This window comes from Burkholderia sp. PAMC 26561, assembly GCF_001557535.2.
Classification (GTDB): Bacteria; Pseudomonadota; Gammaproteobacteria; order Burkholderiales; family Burkholderiaceae; genus Caballeronia.
Genome location: NZ_CP014309.1, coordinates 641,431 through 660,828, shown reverse-complemented (window position 1 = coordinate 660,828; position 19,398 = coordinate 641,431). Strand labels below are relative to the sequence as shown.

Sequence of the window (19,398 nt, the reverse complement as noted above, 5' to 3'; positions counted from 1 at the left end):
GATTTTGTCAATTCACATCAGTGCGACATAAATCTGTCAATTGGCGTTCATCCCAAATCCCGAAGTCAAACGATGAGAAGAATTCGAATCCCTACCGAAGTTGCGAAGCTATCTCGATGCAGTTATCGCGTATCTGGCCTGACGAGCCCGGTGAGGACCGGGATCGCTTCATATTAAAAGTTGGTGCTCAAGAGGCCTAAATCAGGAAGCTGCTGGCGGCATTTTCCTACGCGCAGGATGCAGAAATGCCGAACGGTCACGCTACGGTATGAAGAGCAACCACTATGCTTAAACAGATGACTTCTAATTTTTTGGCCTACCTGTATCCCATATTTTCTTTGCGGAAGGACGGCTCGAGCATCCCACGAAGTCCGTATCCGAGACCAATGTTATTCGTTAATTTGTATAACTAAGTAATCGATTAGCTGTGGAGGCTATCGAAGATGCTGCGTCAATACCAGTAATTTTTTGTGGCGTGATGCCCGTTCCTAAGTTGAATCCGACGCCATGCAGGAGGGAATGGCGCTTCGCAATCACCCTGTGAAGCATACGGCGAGGCGTCGAAGAGGAGGCTCCGTAATTCGCTTTCGTCAAATAGCCCTTTAGGGAAAACCCGCTGCGCACAAACGGAGTTTAGCTCCAAAACCGCGAGTTGACGGATTTATACGCGTAGTGTTGACGAAATTATGTCGGTCTACGAAAGGTGTCGGTCAGCGCCCGCCAGATAAGAAGATTCAGGCAAAAAAAGGCAGCAAACTGCGGGACCCCAAATCACCAAAAAAATGTCCACTCTGTGGATAAATTAATGTCCGCGAAAGAGACGCTCCCATGTCGACGTGGTGGACTCTTTTGGATCGCGCCGACGAGGTGTTCTGCCGGAACGGCCGCTGGGCTGGGGTTACGCTTCCTAATCGAGTGGTCGGGGATGGCGTGCGAGGGTTGGAGCACGGCGACCCGAAACTGAACGAGCAGGCCAAACGGGGATCTAAAAATGTGGGGAATGCCGGAAACACTGCGATTCTCTACAAAGTACAAACATCACGTTCGCTGCCAACGTGTTGCCTACCGCTGCCTCCGGTTTTGACTGCACTCGGATGCCGTGACATCTCCTCGCGAGTTATGCGCTGTCTATGATTTGTAATAGCTGATCCCTGGCGATCGTCAATTACACGCTACAACCAGCGTTAAACGTTATGACCTGGCCATGCGCGGCTGCGAAACATATCGATGAAGGCACGCAGCGGTGCGGGAAGTTGCCGCCTGCCGGGATAATAGAGAAAAAATGTTGGCAGGGTCGGGCACCATTCTTCTAGAACGCGCACCAGTTCGCCTCTTGCGAGCTGGTCTGCCACCAGCGCCTCATGAATGTGCGCCAGGCCAATGCCGCTGAGCGCACCAGCAATGATCAGAGCCCGGTCGTCCGCGATCAGCGGCCCGGACACATCGATCTTGATCTCTTCGGAGTCTTTCGCGAAAACCCACGGGTATATCGCGCCACTTGGATAGCGTCGGCCGATGCAAGCATGTCCGGTCAGATCGTGAGGTGCTCCTGGCATGTCGCGGCCAGTGAAATAGCCCGGGGAGCCAACTACGGCAAAGCGCAAACGGGGGCCCACAGGGATGGAGATCATATCCTGGCTCAGATCCGGGGCCGCCCGAATTCCGGCATCGAAACCTTTGCCCACGATGTCTACGATCCCGTCATCGGTGACGACCTCGAGCGTGATGCCAGGGTAGGCTGCGAGGAACTCAGTCATTACGGGTTTAATGACGAGCTCAGCCGCATTGCGAGGCACGTTGAGGCGCAGCGTGCCAGTTGGTCGGCTTTTCAACAGGCCAATCTCTTCGATCGCCTCTGCGATTTCACCTAATGCTGGCGCCACTCGCCGAAGTAGATGCTCGCCCGCTTCAGTCAAGCAAATGCTTCGGTTGGTCCTGTTGAACAGCCGCATGTCGAGCGTTTCTTCAAGGCTACGAACGGCGTGGCTCAGCGCAGACGGGCCGACGCCTCGCTCTTTCGCGGCTCGACGGAAGCTTTGATGCCGGGCCACTGCAAGGAAAACCTCGAGCGCCGGCAGATTAGGCATGGTCACAGATGAGCTTTTTTTCACCATATCGTTGAGCAAATTGCCGGGGTCACAAGTGGGCGATAGGCCGCTACCATAGGTTCTAGCCTGTGCGGACGTGAAGTTTCGCAGCCATTCGCGCAGGACCGAGCGCCGCTAACTATCAGAGGATAAAGACATGACAACTGTTTTTTTTCCAAAGATGCCAGGAAGTCACCATCGGGTGGAATTGAATGGCATTCGGATTCACTACACCCTGGCGGGTGCTGGGGATCCGCTGGTGCTGCTTCATGGCTTTCCAATGACATCATATTATTGGCGCAAAGTCATTCCGGCGCTAGCGGAGCACTTTACCGTTATCGTGCCCGATCTTCGCGGCTGCGGTGATTCCGACCGGCCCTCCGCTGGCTACGATAAGCGGACGGTAGCCGAGGATATACATCGACTGGTGCAGCATCTCAAACTTGGGCCTATCAACCTCATCAGCCACGACGTAGGAATGATGGTCGCCTATGCTTACGCGAGTCGTTTTCCGGCGGAGGTCAAGCGATTGGTGCTGACCGAGGCCGCGCTTGCCGGCTTTGGCCTGGAGGCCCTGTTCGATGCCGACAAAAATCCGCGCATGTTTCATTTGCCGCTTTTTGAAGCGCCGAATGGATTAGCCGAGGCACTTATTACCGGGCAAGAATCGCTTTTCGTGGCTCACATGATGCGTCAACAAGCCTACGACACGACGGCATTGGATCACGACGCGCTGGAGGAATACTCGCGCCACCTCGCCGCCCCTGGAGCATTGCACGGCGGTATCGAATATTTTAGAGCCCACCGCATCGACAAGATTCATAACTTTGAACATGCGAGCTCAAAGCTACCCATGCCCGTCCTCACGATTGGTGGAACAGCAAGCTTCGGTGTCAATCTGGAGTCCGAGATTCGTCCGCTTGCGCAAAACTTACGCAGCGCGATGATCGACGAGTGTGGCCATTATCTTGCAGAGGAGCGGCCGGAGAAGCTAACCGAACTGCTGTTGAATTTCCTCTTGCAACCCGCGTGAGTACGATATGACTCCCATTCCGGACCATGAGAATCGTGCGACCGCTATCATCGAAGGGCGACACTTTAACGAAAATGATATTCAGGATGCCGAACTTAATCGCGCCCGGCACGCACTGGCTTACTTGAAGCGCAAGCTGGGCAATGAGGCGATGCGAGCCTTGCTCGACGACGACCTGCGCACGATGCACGCTCAGGTCCGTCAATGGGTGCAGGCGTCGTCCGGCCAATGGCGTACCGCTTCCGTGGAGTTGATCGTTCCTGGACCCGGTGCACATTCTTTCCAGGATTGGTATGTCGAAGCAATGGCCAACAAGCGTGAAGCTGAATTGCGTGCCGGCCATCCCGAACATTTCGTTAGCCATCCTCTATCGAATCAGGTTGAAGTGATCGAGAACATTGGCGAGACCGAATTGCCTTGGCGGGTGTTTTACCGCGGGCTGCCTGACGATTTCGTTTATCCGGCTCCCTGGGACCCCAGCTATGCATTGCACTACGGCATGGAAATCCTTGATGCCGATGGGGTAAGGGTGGGGTTCAGCATGCGTCAGTCGCGCGACATTGAAGAAGGGCTAAACCTTAAATTTACTACTGTTTTACCGTCGGCCGTCCCGGAGCAGATACTGAGCAAGCATCTGAACCACTTTGCGGTCGAGTTCCGAAACTGGACTCGTATTGCACGTGAGCGAGGCAACGAGACCTAAACAGGAGAACAGCTATGAAACTAAATTACTCAGGTGATGTGCCAAGCCAGACCGTCAACTCCGAATGGTATAGCGGCCAGGTGTGGACAACCGCACTTGCAGAGAGCGAAGCTCCGCAACGGCTGCATGTGGTACTGGCGACCTTCGCCCCGGGTGCGCGCACTGCGTGGCATACCCACCCGTACGGTCAGATACTCATCGCTACATCGGGATCCGGGCGCGTGCAACTCGCTGGCGAACCGGCGAAAACACTCAATCCGGGCGATAGCGTCACGATCGCCGCAGGTGAGCGCCATTGGCATGGCGCAGGACCGGACCAGGTTTTTACCCATATCTCGATTCAGGGGGCACGTCCGGACGGCACCATGGCGGACTGGTTTGATCTTGTCACCGACGAGGTGTACGCACAAGCGGCGCGGGAGACGCACTCATGACCTACCAGTCAATCAACCCATTTACGGAAGCTGTTCTCCGATCGTTTCCTGAGCACACTGATGCCGAGTTAGAAGCAGTTTTGGCCTCAGCCGAGCTGGCATTCCAAAATGACTGGCGGGGTCGCTCCTACGAGCAGCGCGGGGCGGTTTTGCGAAGGGCCGCGACGATACTTAACGATCGCATCGACCACTTCGCGGTTATTGCCACTCGGGAGATGGGCAAGTTGTTGCGCGAGGCCAGGGAGGAAATCGCTCTTTGCGCTGATATCCTACGCTACTACGCGGACAACGGGGAGGCGATGCTCGCCGAACGCCCGCTCGTTCTCGAGCGGGGCGAAGCGGTAGTGCATAGTAAACCCATCGGCGTGATATTTTGCATTGAGCCATGGAACTTTCCCTACTACCAGTTGGCGCGTGTTGCCGGCCCTAACTTGATGGCCGGGAACACGCTCATTGTGAAGCACGCGCCTAGCGTTCCTGAGTGCGCCTTGGCGTTCGAGGAGCTGCTCCGCGAGGCCGGGGCGCCAGCGGGCGCGTACTCAAACGTGTTCATCTCGAACGAGCAGTGCGCGAATGCCATCGCTGATCGCAGGGTGAAGGGCGTCGCGCTTACAGGCAGCGAGCGCGCTGGAGCTGCCGTTGCTTCAGAGGCAGGGAAGGCGCTTAAGAAAAGTACGATGGAACTAGGTGGTTCGGACGCGTTCATCGTGCTTGACGACGCCGATATCGACGAGGCAGTGCGTCTGGCTGTACAGGGACGGATGAACAACATGGGCCAGGCCTGCGCCGGCTCAAAGCGTTTTATCCTGCACGAAGCCATAGCGGACGCATTTACTCGCCGTTTTTGCGATACGCTTGGAACGTATGTTCCGGGCGATCCTATGGATGACCAAACGTCGCTAGCGCCGCTATGCAGCTTATCTGCGCTCGAACGTGCCTTGGCGCAGATCAACATCGCGGTCGCGCGCGGCGCCAAGGTGCTTTCAGGAGGCAATAGGCTGCAACGCTCAGGATATTTCCTGGCTCCGACGGTGCTGGTCGACGTCAGCCCGGATAACCCCGTCTTTAGACAAGAGTTCTTTGCGCCAGTGGCGATGGTCTTCAGGGTGGCAAGCGACGGCGAGGCGGTAGAGCTTGCCAACGACTCTCCCTATGGACTCGGCGGCTCCGTTGTTACCACCAACATCGAGAGAGGCAAGCGTATCGCGGCCCAGATGGATACCGGCATGGTGTTCATTAACGACACGGTGATATCTGCTCCCGATCTGCCTTTCGGTGGCGTCAAAAATTCAGGCTACGGACGCGAGCTCTCCGATCTCGGTATCCAGGAGTTCGTTAATAGAAAGCTGGTCACTGTGACGACGACTTAGCGGGTCCGCAAATTTTGGTACGCCGTTGGGGCGGGGCTTATGACTTACAAGCGATGAAGGAGACTTTCGTGAGCAGCAACTTGCAGACTGGTATTGTCGGCGCGAGCGCTGAGCGTGGATGGGCCAGGATATCCCACGTCCCGGCCATCCAGCAACTCGACGGGCTCGAGCTCCGGTCCGTCGTCACTCGGAAACAATCATCCGCAAACATGGCGGTTGAGGCGTTCGGCGCAGCAAAGGGATATGACGATCCGAAGGAATTGTTCGTCGATCCCGAAATTGACATCGTGGCAGTTGCGGTTAACGTTCCCTCGCACCGCGATCTTGTATTGGCCGCGCTCGCGGCGGGCAAGCACGTCTACTGCGAGTATCCGCTTGGCCGCAACGTCGCCGAGGCCGAAGAAATGGCTGAGGCCGCACGTAAGGCCGGAGTTCATGTTGCCATCGGCCTGCAGCTACGCGCCAACCCTGCGGCTGTCCGCGCGCGAGAAATGATTATGGCGGGCAAAATCGGGCGTGTGTTGAACGCACGCGTCGTGTCGTCGACCGTGGCGTTCGGTTCTCATATCGAGCACGCGATGACGTTCGCGGAGAACCCTGAGAACGGCGTCACCCTGGTCAGTATCCAGGGCGCACATACAATCGATCTCGCAATTGCTTTGCTTGGAGAATTTACTGACATCACCGCGCTAGCGTCTACCCAGTTTCCGCAGATTGCAATCGCAGGTGGCGCACCGCAACACCGGACGACCCCCGACCATCTTGCGCTTATAGCGCGGCTAGCCGGTGGCGCGCCGCTTTCAATCGAGGTGATAGGCGGCCGGCCTGCTGATCAGGCGGCCTTCCGTTTCGAAGTGATCGGCGAAACAGGAAAACTTGTCCTCATCGGAGGCGCTCCTCGCGGCGTTCAGTCGGGCGTGCTGCGCCTGTTTCTCGATGACGAGGAGCAAACCGTGGACGCGGGAGCAGTCGCTACCCCAGAGTCTGCCGTCAACGTCGCTGGCGTATACATGGCGCTGCGCGACGACATCACAAGCGGCACCCGAACTGCACCCGACTTCGACCATGCAGTTCGCGTAACGCGGTTGATAAAGGACGTGATGGCCGCATCACAGAGTGGTTCTCGCGTCTCTGCGTCCGACTGGCCCTGTTACTGAAGGCGACACGACTGACACGCACCCGCACGTGTACCGCGGCGGGGCGGCACGTCTCCAAGAGGATGCGCCGCGCCTATGAATCTCCACATAATCTATTGACGAGACCAGACCGTGCAGCGACGCTGTACCGCCCGCCGAGACGTGTGCGACATCCGCGCGAGCGCGGTCGCAAGCCCGCGCTCCCGTTCCCGAATCGACCAATAGCGTCCTAGTACTACTGTGTCATAAAACAAGGTGGCGCAATACAGCAATACGGACATCTCTGTAGTTGCTTGGAGATGTGGGCAGCAATTCGCCAGCGCAGCGTTGCGATCGAATCAGATACGTGTCGCTGCATGCGCTGGGGAGCCGCGTGGGGTGTAGTCCGCGGGTAAGGCAGGTATGCTGCGGACTTCGGAGTTTTTTTTACTGCCTTGACTCAGGCGCTGTGCGACGAGAAACCCGTAGGCGGCAATGCATAGGGATGCGTGATGATGAAAACCCCGCCACCCACGCCCCTCGAAGTGTCCGAGGCCAAACTCCTGCTTGAGATCCTGATAGTCACGCTCAATGCGCCAACGCATTTTGGCAACGTGAACGAGATGTTGCACAACCGTCTCTTCCGGCAAAGTTGAAAGCCAGTATTTGGTCGGTTCGATTTCGCCAATGGGCCATTCGATAAGCAGCCATTCTTCATCGCGTGGTGTAGCCTGCCAATTATCACGGTGAGAGGTCCGCACGCGCAACGCCGCAAAACGGGAACTTAGTGCGGCACGAGTGCCTTCACGCCACGAAACCGTGTGATAGCAAGATGGATCGAGCGCTAGTGCCAGGTCCTTGACCGCGACTGGATTATGTCCCGGTACCCGGCGTTGCAGGCTTCGAGGTCGGCCAACTTTGCCGGTTGAGGGTACAGCCGGCAGCGGGGCAAGTCCCGGTGGCCACACGCGTGTGCTCGACTGGATGCCCACGGCGTATTGCAAGCCGAGTTCGCCAACGCTGGCACGAAACGCTGCGTCGTTTCCATAACCCGCGTCAGCCAGCACCACTGCGTTCGGCGCACCACTTTGCCTTGCCTCACGCAGTTGCGCGATGGCGATCTGCGGCTTGGTCGCAAACTCAATCTCATCGGGCACACCGGCCTGCTGCCGTCTTGCCGGGTCGTCCGCCCATTCCCGCGGCAAGTAAAGTTGATAAGTGACTGGTAGGCTCGCCTCCTCGGTGGCTACAGACAAGCTCACAGCAACCTGGCAATTATCCGGCTTACCCAACTGCCCGCAGTATTGCCGGGCCACGCCCACCGAATGCTTTCCCTTCTTTGGAAAGCCAGTGTCGTCGATGATCCAGTACAGCCCGTTTGACGGGTCCATGTGCGGCAATACCCAGCGCCGAACCTGTTCCATCAATGCGGCGTCAGACCATTCGGATTTTGAAACGAAATGGTGTAGGGACTGATGACGCGCACTCACGCGATGCGGCTCGAGATGGGCTGCCAGCGGCTCGACACTTTTACGCGCAATCGGCAGCATCAACCCTTGGCAATAGCCCACCAGGCCGGCATGGCGATCACTATGTCCAATTGTGTCGCATAGGTGCTCCAGGTACTCATCGAACGATGTCTCCCAGTCCATCGCTTCCTCTTGTAAAGGATGAAGAAGCTCCTATAATGCCATGAATCTTATGACACAGTAGTACTAGCTTGAATCTCTATTTGATCCAATTGGCACCGTACTGCCCCTCGAAAGGCGGTTAATGGAGATTGTCACCTTTCGTGCGGCAGACTTACGATCGCAAACCGCAGCAGTTTAATGTCCGAGCGAAAAAATCGTAGCTCACACGCATGGTTGGGACTTGAATATTCATCGGAATATATGTTCAAGAAATCTTGCATCGATCATGCGATGCTATCGCTACGCTGTAATACCTCATGCAATATTGGAGTCTATTTTGACAATACATAGATTGCGCATGTCCGATTGCGTGGTGCTAAAAAATCCCGGGAAAAATTCCGTTCAAATTGTTTGGCCCGAGAACGCCCCGGATGCGATGGCCACCATAACCAGGGTCACAATGGAACCAGGAGCCGTTTCAGAGCGGCACGTCCACACGTCGTCTGAGCAAATTTGGATTGTGGAGCGGGGTGAGGCACTGCTACTTCTGACGGACGCAAGACCGGAGATTGTCAGGCAAGGCGACATCATCCGTACGCCTGCTGGTGAGATCCACGGGATCGAGAACACCGGAGCTGAAGTCTTTGCTTACCTTGCAGTCACTTGCCCTCCAGAAAATATGGCTACCTTCTATAAATCGCGAGAGAAATCAATGGGCCAAAAGTAACCAATGGGTTCTCGTCTAATCGACGCCCCCTCCCTCCGCAGTCTCGGGAGTACCTAATCTGACAGATCAGGCCATTGATATTTGTGACCTCATGGTCAAAGCGCGTAACGCTTTGCTCGCGTCCGTGCTATTAGTTTTCAGATGTAGAAATAGCTTAAACAGGCCCACACTCATGGCGAGAATGACGACGATCGCATGCACCTCGTTGACGCCAACTAAGCGGGCGATCGCCGCGTTGCTGAGCGATCTGAACAACCGGCCCTTCAAGAAGCTGCCTGGCTCACGCCTTAGCGTCTTCGACGAAATCGATCGCCCGGCACTTAGGCCGTTGCCCGAGCAGCCCTATCAGTACGCGGAGTGGAAGGTCGCGCGTGTCGGCCCGGACTATCACGTCGAGCTAAATCACCACTATTACTCGGTGCCGTATCGCTACGCGCGCGAACAGGTTGACGTGCGTCACACGAACAACACCGTCGAGATCTTCCATCGCGGTCAACGCATTGCCGCTCACGGCGAAAGCGCTCGCCGCCGTTCCCACACCACGATCGACGCGCACATGCCGCCGGAGCACCTGGCTGTCGCCAAGGGCTGGGATCCGGAGCGGCTGCGCAACTGGGCCGCCGACATCGGGCCCCCATACGGCGGCCGTCATCCAGCGCTTGCTGGGTGCCCGCAAGCATCCCCAGCAGTCGTATTGCACCTGTAGGGCTACGGGCGCGACCGGCTCGAAGCTGCCTGCCGCCGCGCCATCGATCTGAAAGCGCCGAACTACAACTTCACTGACTCGACGCTGAAGAACGGCCTGGACCGGAAGCCCGAACCCGCTACCGGGCAGGCCGACCTGCCGCTTGTGCATGCCAATATGCGCGGGCCTTCGTACTATCACCGAAGCTGAAAGGGAGTCCATATACTGCATTATCCCACTGTCGACAAACTGCACGCGCTGCGCCTGCCCGGCATGGCGACGGCGCTTGCCGAGCAACAGTCCCAAGACGGCATTGACCGGCTGGGCTTTGAAGAACGTTTGGGGCTGCTGGTCGAGCGTGAATCCAGTGAACGTGACTCGCGACAAACGGCGGCCCGGCTGCGTCGGGCCAGACTGAAGGTCCCCGACGCGTCGCCCGAGGACATCGACTATCTCACCGCCCGCGGCCTGGACCGGGCGCTCACCGCCCGGCTGCTGATGGCTATATTCATTCGTTGTACGTTCATCTACTGATCATTCTCGTGCATGGTCGAAGTTTTTTTGATCACGTCGGCATTCTCCTATCGGTTGCGATAGAGTGCCGCCTCGAGACGAGGAGTATTGATGGCCGACAAGCTCGCTGGAATGCAAGTCTTCGTAAAGACCGCCGAGTGCGGCTCTTTCACCGCCGCGGCCTCGCAGCTAGGTATGTCGGCACAGATGGCAGGGAAACATGTGGCGACCCTGGAAAAGCGGGTGGGCGCTCGCTTGATCAACCGATCCACCCACAGTCAGAGCTTGACTGAAGCGGGAAGACTTTATCTCGAGGGTTGCAAGCTGGCATTGGCCGCGGTTGAGGATGCTGAGGCCCGAGTGACTGACCAGATTGGTGTGCCGCAGGGGGCGCTACGAATCGCAGCCCCGATCGGTATTGGGTCAAGTCTTCTCATTCCGCACCTAATTAGCTTCCTCAAAGCCTATCCAGGTGTTTCCATCGAACTCAACCTGTCGGACCGAATCGTGGACGTCGTTGCCGAGGGATTCGACGTCGCCTTGAGAATCGGTAACTTACCCAATTCGGCACTCATTTCGAGGGTGCTCTGTCCCTACCGTATGATCACCTGTGCTTCCCCGGAATATCTTGCGGATCAGGGGATACCAGCAATGCCTGAAGAGCTCGAAGGTCATCAGTGTTTGGACTTCACTTTTCCGTCGCATCCGGCACCTAACCTGTGGTTGTTCAAGTCCGGTGAACACGTTGTGCAAGTTCAGCCGAAGGGCCGCCTAGTCGTGAACGACAGCCGATCCCTTATTGCTGCAGCACTCCTAGGATTCGGCATCATCCAAATCGGTGAGTCAAAGGTGCAGCAATACGTACGGAATGGATCCCTTGTCGAACTTTTCAAAGACTACGAAGGCCTGAGTCGACCGCTTCAAGTAGTTTTTGCTTCGCAAAAGCATCAGAACCCGAAGGTACGCGTCTTCATAGACTGGTTAGTACAAGCTTTCGCTGAACTCGGCTGAATTAGGTTCCATCGGAAAAGGTGCAATGGTCCCAACCAATCGTTTCGAATCTTTCGCCCCTGCCACGCTGTCTCAGTTTCATGATCAGCTTCGCAACAATTGGAGAGAAGACGAAGAAATTATTGCGGGTCGGCGTGACCAGGGTAGATATGAAGACGGGTTGGGCTGCAGTCTCCCACCTGCCGGCCTTTCGAGAGATTGACGGACTCGAACTGGCGGCACGGCGCCAAAATTCGGCCACACTGTTCGCCTCTCCTACTTGATTGCTGACTGCACCCTTTCGGCGCATAAAAGGTTAAGCGGTTAAACGCCACGAGTTGGCTAGTCTAAAGAGAGTCTGCTTATTTCGGGCGACTAACCTCCTAAAAGTAGCTCTTTACTTTCAACGATTTTATTTCATCGGCAAATTTCGCAAACGAAAGGGACGGTATCGCATGACTCACCCTGACTTGGAAGTCTTATTGAAACTGCGCATTAACGAGAAGCCGCTCGAGCTACAGGTCGATTCGCGGACGACATTGCTCGACCTTCTGCGTGAAAGGCTGGATCTGACCGGTACAAAAAAGGGATGTGATCACGGGCAGTGCGGAGCCTGCACGGTTCACATCAATGGGGAAGCGCAGCTGTCTTGTCTGACACTGGCCGTCATGTGTCAAGACACCGATATCCGGACAATAGAGAGCCTTGCCACGAGCGACGTTCTCCATTCGTTGCAACAAGCATTTATCGAGCACGATGCGTTTCAATGTGGCTACTGCACGTCCGGGCAGATCATGAGCGCGGCGACCCTTATAAATCAGCCGGTGCTAACCGATCCTGAGATCCGCGACGGGATGAGTGGCAATTTGTGCCGCTGCGCCGCATACCCCAATATCGTGGCGGCCATTAAGGCGGCATACCTCTCGAAAGGAATTTAGTCCATGCAGCCGTTCGAGTACGTCTGTGCAACTGATGAGGCCACCGCGATCGAACAGGTTGCCTCGGACCATACCGCCTCCTTCATCGCCGGTGGAACCACAATGGTGGACTTGATGAAGGAGCAAGTATTTCGACCAAGCCGGCTAGTCGATATTTCCCGCTTACCGATGTACGAGATTGCAGAGCTACCAGGTGGCACTTTGCAGATTGGTGCAAACGCCAAGAACGCAGTTGTCGCCAATCATCCCCTGGTCCGTTCACGTTTCCCAGGGCTTTCAGAAGCAATCTCCGCTGGTGCGTCCCGCCAAATTCGGTCCATGGCGTCTGTAGCCGGAAATATCCTGCAGCGAACCCGATGCCCTTATCTGCGTGATGTTCACCAGCCGTGCAACAAGCGGTCCCCCGGCTCCGGCTGTTCGGCTATTATTGGTTTCAACCGGCTACACGCGATACTCGGTCACACCGACGACGGTCCGACCGGAAGTCACAGCTGCATCGCAACCTACCCATCGGATATGGCAGTCATGCTCGCTGCCCTGGACGCAGTGGTGGTCACTCGCTCACGCGTTGGGGAAGAACGCTTCCTGATTAATGATTTACTGCGTCTTCCAGCTAACGAGCCCGGTCTCGACTCTAACCTGCCGCATGGATCGCTCATCATTGCGATTGAGCTTCCAATGTTTGGTGGGATTTCGCACTACCTCAAGGTTCGCGACCGAGCTTCGTATGCTTTCGCGCTGGTCTCCTGTGCGGTGGCAATTGATCTGCATGATGGACGGATCGACCACGTAAAGATTGCTTTGGGTGGATTGGCCCATAAACCGTGGCGCGCGCGGGAGGCGGAGGAGATGCTGTCCGGACACATTCCTTCGGACGAGCTTTTTCGAAGCGCCGCCCAATTGGCATTAACCGGTGCCAAGTATTTCTCACAGAATAACTTCAAGGGCCCCATGGCTATCGAACTTATCGCGCGCGGATTGCTGGAAGCTGCCGGCTTGGAACCTTTATCCGGTCCGGCGGGCTCTGTTTTCGCAGCTAACATCGGAGGCGTCGCGGCAAATCATGTTCAATAAATCTGCAGAAACTAAGTTTGTCCCGGTAGCCGTGGGACAGGCGACGCAGCGCGTCGATGGTCGCGCCAAGGTCACCGGAGGCGCACTCTACACTGCAGAGCACTCCCTGGAGGGTCTACTGTACGGCGTGGTCGTCGGCAGCGCCATTTCGAGCGGAAGCGTGACTTCCATCGATACAGAGTCTGTCATGGCATTGCCTGGTGTCGTCGCTGTTATCACACCCGAGACGGCGCCCCGGATTGGCGAATTACCCGAGAAGACCCAGGGAATTCAATATTCTGGCGAAGGAGGCCTCATTGAGATGATGGTTCCGATGCAAGACAATTCCGTAAGCTATGCTGGTCAGGCGATAGCTGTAGTTGTTGCTGGAACGTTTGAACAGGCCATTCACGCCGCAGAAATGCTCCATGTCGAATACCGGCGGAGAGATGCCGAATTGAACTTAGAGACGGCGAGCCGACGGTCGAAGCCAGCGTCGTATTGCGGAATGGAGCCACTCCAGCTTGAAACCGGGGATCCTGCCAAGGCATATGACGCGGCGGCTATCCGTATCGAGCGAACTTACGAAACACCAGTACACCACCACAATGCTATAGAGATGCTATCGACGATCGCGAAGTGGGAAACAAAGAACGGCGACGAACACCTGTTGCTTTACGACACGACACGAGTTCTCAAAAGTCTTAGCGCTGTGATAGCCCACTGCCTGGACGTGCCCGAATCGAATATCAAAATTGTCGTGAAGTTTCTTGGCGGCTCATTTGGTTCGAAAGCCTGGATGTTTGGGAACACCCTATTGGCAGCGGCATGTGCTCGGAAACTCGGGCGCCCCCTAAAAATCGCCTTCACTCGACAGCAAATGTTCGAGCTAAACGGTCACCGGCCGGCGACGCGTCAGGTGATGCGTCTAGGCGCATCGCGGACCGGACGAATCGCCTCATTGCGTCACGAGGCCGTCTCACATACTTCCATGGTGAGCGGATATCCCGAGCCGTCAACCGGCATGACGATGATGATGTACGGGATAAAGAATCTGGCAATCGCACAGGAAATTAGGCATTTAAACCTGCCAACCCCCATGCCCATGCGGGGCGTTGGCGTTATAGCGGGAGGCTGGGCACTGGAAAGTCTGCTCGATGAATTAGCGCACGAGCTCGAAATGGATCCCATTGACCTTCGTCTGGCAAACGAGGCAACTAAGGGCCCGTTCACTGATCTGCCGTTCTCGTCCAAGCATTTGCGAGAGTGCTTCGAGAAAGGTGGGGAGATTTTCGGCTGGAAACGGAGAAAGATGCAGCCTGGACTAATACGCTCTGGCAATGAAATGATCGGTTTTGGGGTTGCAAGCAGCACGTTGCCTGCCGTACTAGACGATGCCACCGCCCGCATTACCTTATTCGCGGATGGGACAGCGAAAGTACGGAGCGCTACCCACGAAATCGGCAACGGGGCTTACACCGTTTTCAAGCAAATCGCTGCTGACGCCATGTCGATGCCGATTGATGCTGTTGAGTTCGACCTCGGCGACTCCACCTTTCCTGACTCGCCCATCACCGCAGGATCACGCACTACCGCAAGCGTTGGCGCGGCAGTCCTGACGGCCGGCGCCAACCTTTTATCTGCGATCAAGGAAGTTGCCCGCCACGATCCTAATTCGGCTCTCTTCGGCCTGCCCGTCGAGCGAATCGTTGCGTCAAATGCCAGCCTTTCAGACAACACCGCGGGCGGAGCACGCGAAAGCTATTCTCAGGTGCTGCGCCAAGCAGGACGTGAGCTTGTGACCGCAACCGGAGTCCTCACGCCCGACAGAGACGACAAGAAATTCGAGCTCCACTCATTTGGAGCGATTTTCGCGGAAGTTCGAGTTGACCTTTCGACCGGGGTGGTTCGCGTCCCTAGGCTCACTGGGGTGTTTGACGTAGGCCGAGTCATCAACCCGCTCACAGCTAGATCGCAACTCATGGGCGGAATGATCGCAGGACTTGGTGCGGCACTGATGGAAGAGTCTTACTACGATCCGTACACAGGAAGAGCGGTAATCCGAAACCTAGCGGATTACCACATACCGTGTTGTGCAGACACGCCCGATATTACGGTAGAGACATTAGGAATTCCCGATGAGCAGATGGGACTGCTCGGCGCCAGGGGGCTGGGCGAACTTGGAACGAATAATGTCCCCGCGGCGATCGGCAATGCGATTTTCAACGCCACTGGCAAGCGGCTCAGGAATTTGCCGTTGACCCCAGATAAGTTCTTCTAAGAGACGGTTTCAAAAAGCCGGGTTTGTGTACCGCTATGACTTCGGTGACGACTGGCACCACGATATCCACGTCGAAGACGTAGTATGCATCGGTCATCAAGTCAGCCGTGAGGCCTGTGTCATTGCAAGTGCCGCTGCATGGCCGTCGGAAGACGTAGGTAGCGCTAGCGGCTATCAAGAAATGTTGAGTGTTCTGGGCCAGCGAGCCCAATAGCGAGGAGACTCAGGAATACAGGATGTGCGCTAGTCCACTGCATCATTGACTTGGCACCGGGCGAATTCGACGGGAAGGATCGTCATATTTCCATTTGATTGGTTTACATGCCGGCCAGTCGCTCGTTGAGGAAGCGCCCCGACCAACGTGCGATGAAACGTGAGTCGCAGCCCAGTGCGCTCATGATCCCGTCGCGCGATTCACCGTCCTCGAGCATCAAGATCAGTTTTGCATGTCGCACGTCCGCCGCGCGCACCGTTCGGCTGCGTGCCGCTGAAAGTAATTGCGCACGTTCGGTATCAGTCAGATTCATTTTTCCCATGCCCTAAATTCGAACATAGACGGGGTGCCAAGTCAATGACGCAGTGGACTAGTGATGACTTCGATATCGAGTTCTTCGACCGGCGTGCCACCAACGCTACCCTCTTACTCATGGCCCGGAACAACTGGGGCAAAAAAGACACGCAAATCACCGGCCCTATCGATCATAAAAACCACTTCGGTGCGCTTAACTGACTGCTTACCGTCAAAGTGAATCAAGATTTCAATGCAAATCGAAGACATGCAACAGTACAAGGGCTTGGTCGTTTCTTCCGACCACTAAAATTTGTGTCTCAGTCCCGTCGATACGCTTACCTGCCGATTAGTAGACGACGGAGCGCCTACGGTATAGATGGACGCGATTTTGACATAGTGTCCATTGACCAAGGTCGACGCGTCGCCAGCGGCCAGTTGATATTCGGCAGTGACATACAGCTCCGTACGCGTTGAAAGAAAGTAATCTGCGCCAAGAGTGAGTTGATGCCACTTAGGTTTACTGCTTTTCCCCGCCTGACCGGGAAGATCGGTGGCATGGCCATCGGTATAAACGTAGTCCGAAATCAACAAAAGGGACGGCTTAATCAGATAACGGAGACTGACATCGTAATTGTCCAGCTTTCTGCCCGCGCCATCGTTATAGTCGAGAATGACGCGGCTGAAACTGCTCGCAAGCGTTGCCAGACCCAGCTTGACGCTGGCTGAGGCCGTACCAATGCGCTGGCGCGCGACCCCGCCATCAATGTTGTAGAAGAAGGCGCCGCTATAATCGTCACCCGACGTGGTGGTCGCGCCGCCGACTGCACCGCTTCCGTTCGTCGACGAGTTGGGATGATTAAGCTCGAAGTAGCCGGCTCCAAACGTGACCGGGCCGCCTGTGTAATTGAGCGCGGCCGACCATGCACGGTTATTTGCGAAGCCGTCTCCCGGTTGCGATCCGGCTTGATTGCTGAAGCCGTAAAGGCCGTCGGCGGAGAGGCCGCCGAAGGACGCCGACCGAAACTTCACCGAATTGTTCACCCGGAAAGTTTGTGTGAGATTGTCGCTATCGCCGATATGCGTTGACGGTGCCCAGATGTACGAACCCACGGACGGCGCCACCATGTCCGCAAGCGGATCGTATTGTCGGCCGAACGTTAAAGTGCCCACGTTCGCTTGCGACAGTCCGACGAAGGCCTGCCGCCCGAACAGACGTCCTCCTTGTTGCAAACTGCCATTTGCAGCGTTGAATCCGCTTTCAAGCATGAAGATTGCAGCAAGGCCGCTGCCCAGGTCTTCGCTTCCTCGCAGGCCCCAGCGGCTTCCGCCCAGCTTGCCAACGGTCTCTTGCCAGGCGCTCGCGCCTTTCACATTGTTAGTGTAGGAAACCCCGGCGTCGATAATGCCATACAAGGTTACTGAGTTTTGCGCATGGGCACTGGGCAGGAAAGCAGTCAATGCACCTGCGGCGAACACGGTAAGGCCTGGCCTTTTTCGGATCATGGCTATTCCAGATATTTAATATGGATAACTGAACAAACAGATTTTGGGTTACATCAGGAAGTACACAACCGTTGACCGCTTACATCATCGCGCAAAGGGCGATCAACTTTCCATGTCCCGCGTGCTCTCAGATTGCAAGACGATGCAGGCCACCATCGATCGGGATCACCGTCCCGGTCACATAGCTCGCCAGCGGAGACAACAGGAACGTAACCACGTTGGCGAACTCCTCCGGTTCGCCGAACCTGCCGATCGGGATGTTGCGCGAGATGTACTCCTGGCGCGATTCGGCTGTCGGATGCAAGGTTTCGAGTATCTGGCGGCTATTGATCCGGCCCGGGGCGACGCAGTTCACCGTGATGCCGTTTGGCGCGAGTTCGGACGCAAGCGCCTTCGACCAGCTCTGCAACGCCGCCTTTGCGGGGGCCGCCGCGTTCATTTTTGCGCCGACGACTGCACCTGTCACATTGATTATGCGGCCCCACCCAGCCTTGATCATCTGCGGTGCCATTAGTCCCGTAAGCCGGCGCGCGGCGTAAAAATTAAGGTCGATGGCTTCGCTCCACACGTCCTCGTCATTATTGTCACCCATGGGACGGGAACCGCCCGCGTTGTTCACCAGCATTGCTATCTCGCCCAGTGAGTGCATGGCTTGCGCTGCCACTTGTTCAACACCGGCCGTCGTCGATACATCGCCAATGCACAGAGTGGGCTCGGACAGTCCCAGTGCTCTCAATTCGTCTCGTAACGCCTCGAGCGCTTCGGCATTGCGCCCGGCAATCGCGAGCCGGGCGCCTTCGCGCGCCATAGCTTGCGCGATCGCGCGTCCAATGCCTGAACTGGCGCCGGTAATCAGGCAGGTGCGTCCGTCGAGTTGCAGGTCCATCGGTTCACCTCTTTTAAGTCATCGATCCGATATTAGATGCGGTAGGTTTTTTCGGCATTGCTCTGGAACAACGCGGTGCGCTCGCTTTCGCTGAAACCGAGCGTTATATGATCGAACGCGTTCCAATAGCTCGCATAATCTCGCGACATCTTGTCGACAGGAAAATTGCTTGCGAACATGCAGCGGTCAATACCGAAGATTTCGATGGTTTCGAGCACGAGTGGCCTGATGCTGTCGACGTTCCATTGGCGGTCGAGGAACCCGAAACCTGATATCTTCACCGCTACGTTCGGGCGCTGCGCGAGCAGCCGCATGCCCGTACGCCACGCTTCGAGATACTGCACCGACGTTTCCATTGGCAAACCCGTATGCGTGAGTACGAACTGGACATCGGGATTGCGTCCGATCAAGTCGGCTCCGAAGGCCATGTCGGAATGGAAGAGCTGGATATCGAACGACAGATTCATTTGCCGTAGCAGCATGAAATTGCTAGCCCAAAGCTTACTCTCACGCGGGTCCGTGGCGGCCGGATCGACCTTGTGCTGGATCAGGCTCTGCCGGATACCACGCATGTTTGCGGACTCACAGTGTGCTGCGAGGACATCCGCAGCATTTGTTGCGCCAAGATCCGCATACGCCACAATAGCGTGTGGAAACCCGCGCGATGCGGGTGCGTCGGCAACTTGCTGCAGCCAGCGCGTTTCGCGGACCGGATCGCGGGAATCATGTTCCGCCTGGATATGTACCGCCTTTTCCACGTCGGATCCCGCGATGTCGCCGAGAAAATCTTCGATTAGATAGTCTTTGCGGATCGCCGCATAATCGCCGATTACGCGTGGCTGGACGTTGTCAGTCAGCCAGGGATAGTAGTTTGTTTGAAGGTCCCAAATATGAAAGTGGGTATCGATCTTTTGCATGCGATGCTCCAATGAAGAGGT

The 19,398-nt window shown here is 56.3% G+C and carries 18 protein-coding genes and 1 pseudogene; 13 read left to right on the top strand and 6 right to left on the bottom strand.

The genetic code is table 11. From position 1 onward, the window contains the following. Positions 1 to 1,184 precede the first annotated feature (1,184 nt). On the bottom strand, positions 1,185 to 2,126 hold the full coding sequence (locus tag AXG89_RS29790) for a LysR family transcriptional regulator (protein ID WP_335671983.1): 942 nt from the start codon (positions 2,124 to 2,126) through the stop codon (positions 1,185 to 1,187). Positions 2,127 to 2,244: 118 nt separating this feature from the next. On the opposite strand from AXG89_RS29790, the gene AXG89_RS29785 reads away from it, so the two are divergent. The 5 genes from AXG89_RS29785 to AXG89_RS29765 are packed head-to-tail and all read left to right on the top strand — an operon-like array spanning position 2,245 to position 6,784. After that, positions 2,245 to 3,120 (top strand): alpha/beta fold hydrolase, encoded by an 876-nt coding sequence (locus AXG89_RS29785; RefSeq protein ID WP_236873536.1) that lies wholly within the window; start codon positions 2,245 to 2,247, stop codon positions 3,118 to 3,120. Between the two features lie 7 nt (positions 3,121 to 3,127). Further along, on the top strand, positions 3,128 to 3,823 hold the full coding sequence (locus tag AXG89_RS29780; protein ID WP_062172908.1) for a hypothetical protein: 696 nt from the start codon (positions 3,128 to 3,130) through the stop codon (positions 3,821 to 3,823). 14 nt (positions 3,824 to 3,837) lie between these two features. Continuing rightward, positions 3,838 to 4,257, top strand: a complete 420-nt coding sequence (locus AXG89_RS29775) for a (R)-mandelonitrile lyase (protein ID WP_062172910.1) — start codon at positions 3,838 to 3,840, stop codon at positions 4,255 to 4,257. Further along, positions 4,254 to 5,627, top strand: coding sequence for an NAD-dependent succinate-semialdehyde dehydrogenase (locus tag AXG89_RS29770; protein ID WP_062172911.1), 1,374 nt, complete (start codon positions 4,254 to 4,256; stop codon positions 5,625 to 5,627). Before AXG89_RS29775 ends, AXG89_RS29770 begins: the two co-directional genes overlap by 4 nt. Positions 5,628 to 5,680: 53 nt before the next feature. Beyond that, positions 5,681 to 6,784, top strand: coding sequence for a Gfo/Idh/MocA family protein (locus AXG89_RS29765; RefSeq protein ID WP_082771586.1), 1,104 nt, complete (start codon positions 5,681 to 5,683; stop codon positions 6,782 to 6,784). Between the two features lie 317 nt (positions 6,785 to 7,101). Here the strand turns inward: AXG89_RS29765 and AXG89_RS29760 are convergent, their stop codons facing one another. Beyond that, positions 7,102 to 8,394 (bottom strand): IS701 family transposase, encoded by a 1,293-nt coding sequence (locus AXG89_RS29760; protein WP_062172822.1) that lies wholly within the window; start codon positions 8,392 to 8,394, stop codon positions 7,102 to 7,104. Between the two features lie 265 nt (positions 8,395 to 8,659). On the opposite strand from AXG89_RS29760, the gene AXG89_RS44990 reads away from it, so the two are divergent. From AXG89_RS44990 to AXG89_RS44985, 8 genes and pseudogenes are all read left to right on the top strand, one after another. After that, positions 8,660 to 9,100: a cupin domain-containing protein gene (locus tag AXG89_RS44990; protein ID WP_082771587.1), complete on the top strand. Its 441-nt coding sequence runs from the start codon at positions 8,660 to 8,662 to the stop codon at positions 9,098 to 9,100. A gap of 181 nt (positions 9,101 to 9,281) precedes the next feature. Further along, on the top strand, positions 9,282 to 9,806 hold the full coding sequence (locus tag AXG89_RS29750) for an IS21 family transposase (RefSeq protein WP_062172918.1): 525 nt from the start codon (positions 9,282 to 9,284) through the stop codon (positions 9,804 to 9,806). Between the two features lie 201 nt (positions 9,807 to 10,007). Continuing rightward, positions 10,008 to 10,301: pseudogene (locus AXG89_RS29745) on the top strand (ATP-binding protein); the annotation flags it as partial. 108 nt (positions 10,302 to 10,409) lie between these two features. Continuing rightward, positions 10,410 to 11,309: a LysR family transcriptional regulator gene (locus AXG89_RS29740; RefSeq protein WP_062172920.1), complete on the top strand. Its 900-nt coding sequence runs from the start codon at positions 10,410 to 10,412 to the stop codon at positions 11,307 to 11,309. Positions 11,310 to 11,743: 434 nt separating this feature from the next. After that, positions 11,744 to 12,226, top strand: a complete 483-nt coding sequence (locus AXG89_RS29730; RefSeq protein ID WP_062172924.1) for a (2Fe-2S)-binding protein — start codon at positions 11,744 to 11,746, stop codon at positions 12,224 to 12,226. 3 nt (positions 12,227 to 12,229) lie between these two features. Continuing rightward, the gene (locus tag AXG89_RS29725) at positions 12,230 to 13,300 is read left to right on the top strand and encodes an FAD binding domain-containing protein (RefSeq protein ID WP_069638430.1); all 1,071 of its coding nucleotides are present in this window, start codon (positions 12,230 to 12,232) and stop codon (positions 13,298 to 13,300) included. Then, positions 13,290 to 15,560, top strand: a complete 2,271-nt coding sequence (locus AXG89_RS29720) for a xanthine dehydrogenase family protein molybdopterin-binding subunit (RefSeq protein WP_062172926.1) — start codon at positions 13,290 to 13,292, stop codon at positions 15,558 to 15,560. The genes AXG89_RS29725 and AXG89_RS29720 overlap by 11 nt, the downstream gene beginning before the upstream one ends. 25 nt (positions 15,561 to 15,585) lie before the next feature. After that, positions 15,586 to 15,774 (top strand): plasmid pRiA4b ORF-3 family protein, encoded by a 189-nt coding sequence (locus AXG89_RS44985; RefSeq protein ID WP_162916119.1) that lies wholly within the window; start codon positions 15,586 to 15,588, stop codon positions 15,772 to 15,774. Between the two features lie 103 nt (positions 15,775 to 15,877). Here the strand turns inward: AXG89_RS44985 and AXG89_RS29710 are convergent, their stop codons facing one another. The 4 genes from AXG89_RS29710 to AXG89_RS29695 form a co-directional block, all read right to left on the bottom strand. Next, positions 15,878 to 16,087: a hypothetical protein gene (locus AXG89_RS29710; RefSeq protein WP_236873508.1), complete on the bottom strand. Its 210-nt coding sequence runs from the start codon at positions 16,085 to 16,087 to the stop codon at positions 15,878 to 15,880. Between the two features lie 287 nt (positions 16,088 to 16,374). Then, entirely contained in the window at positions 16,375 to 17,574 is a 1,200-nt protein-coding gene (locus tag AXG89_RS29705) for a porin (protein ID WP_062172930.1), read from the bottom strand. A gap of 127 nt (positions 17,575 to 17,701) precedes the next feature. Continuing rightward, positions 17,702 to 18,460, bottom strand: a complete 759-nt coding sequence (locus tag AXG89_RS29700; RefSeq protein ID WP_062172932.1) for an SDR family NAD(P)-dependent oxidoreductase — start codon at positions 18,458 to 18,460, stop codon at positions 17,702 to 17,704. A 32-nt stretch (positions 18,461 to 18,492) separates the two neighbouring features. Continuing rightward, the gene (locus AXG89_RS29695; protein WP_062172933.1) at positions 18,493 to 19,377 is read right to left on the bottom strand and encodes an amidohydrolase family protein; all 885 of its coding nucleotides are present in this window, start codon (positions 19,375 to 19,377) and stop codon (positions 18,493 to 18,495) included. Positions 19,378 to 19,398: the final 21 nt, after the last annotated feature.

Coding starts and splice junctions, on each gene's coding strand:
- AXG89_RS29785 (WP_236873536.1), top strand. CDS start 2,245: ATGACAACTGTTTTTTTTCCAAAGATGCCAGGAAGTCACCATCGGGTG.
- AXG89_RS29780 (WP_062172908.1), top strand. CDS start 3,128: ATGACTCCCATTCCGGACCATGAGAATCGTGCGACCGCTATCATCGAA.
- AXG89_RS29775 (WP_062172910.1), top strand. CDS start 3,838: ATGAAACTAAATTACTCAGGTGATGTGCCAAGCCAGACCGTCAACTCC.
- AXG89_RS29770 (WP_062172911.1), top strand. CDS start 4,254: ATGACCTACCAGTCAATCAACCCATTTACGGAAGCTGTTCTCCGATCG.
- AXG89_RS29765 (WP_082771586.1), top strand. CDS start 5,681: ATGAAGGAGACTTTCGTGAGCAGCAACTTGCAGACTGGTATTGTCGGC.
- AXG89_RS29760 (WP_062172822.1), bottom strand. CDS start 8,394: ATGGACTGGGAGACATCGTTCGATGAGTACCTGGAGCACCTATGCGAC.
- AXG89_RS44990 (WP_082771587.1), top strand. CDS start 8,660: ATGCGATGCTATCGCTACGCTGTAATACCTCATGCAATATTGGAGTCT.
- AXG89_RS29750 (WP_062172918.1), top strand. CDS start 9,282: ATGACGACGATCGCATGCACCTCGTTGACGCCAACTAAGCGGGCGATC.
- AXG89_RS29740 (WP_062172920.1), top strand. CDS start 10,410: ATGGCCGACAAGCTCGCTGGAATGCAAGTCTTCGTAAAGACCGCCGAG.
- AXG89_RS29730 (WP_062172924.1), top strand. CDS start 11,744: ATGACTCACCCTGACTTGGAAGTCTTATTGAAACTGCGCATTAACGAG.
- AXG89_RS29725 (WP_069638430.1), top strand. CDS start 12,230: ATGCAGCCGTTCGAGTACGTCTGTGCAACTGATGAGGCCACCGCGATC.
- AXG89_RS29720 (WP_062172926.1), top strand. CDS start 13,290: ATGTTCAATAAATCTGCAGAAACTAAGTTTGTCCCGGTAGCCGTGGGA.
- AXG89_RS29710 (WP_236873508.1), bottom strand. CDS start 16,087: ATGAATCTGACTGATACCGAACGTGCGCAATTACTTTCAGCGGCACGC.
- AXG89_RS29705 (WP_062172930.1), bottom strand. CDS start 17,574: ATGATCCGAAAAAGGCCAGGCCTTACCGTGTTCGCCGCAGGTGCATTG.
- AXG89_RS29700 (WP_062172932.1), bottom strand. CDS start 18,460: ATGGACCTGCAACTCGACGGACGCACCTGCCTGATTACCGGCGCCAGT.
- AXG89_RS29695 (WP_062172933.1), bottom strand. CDS start 19,377: ATGCAAAAGATCGATACCCACTTTCATATTTGGGACCTTCAAACAAAC.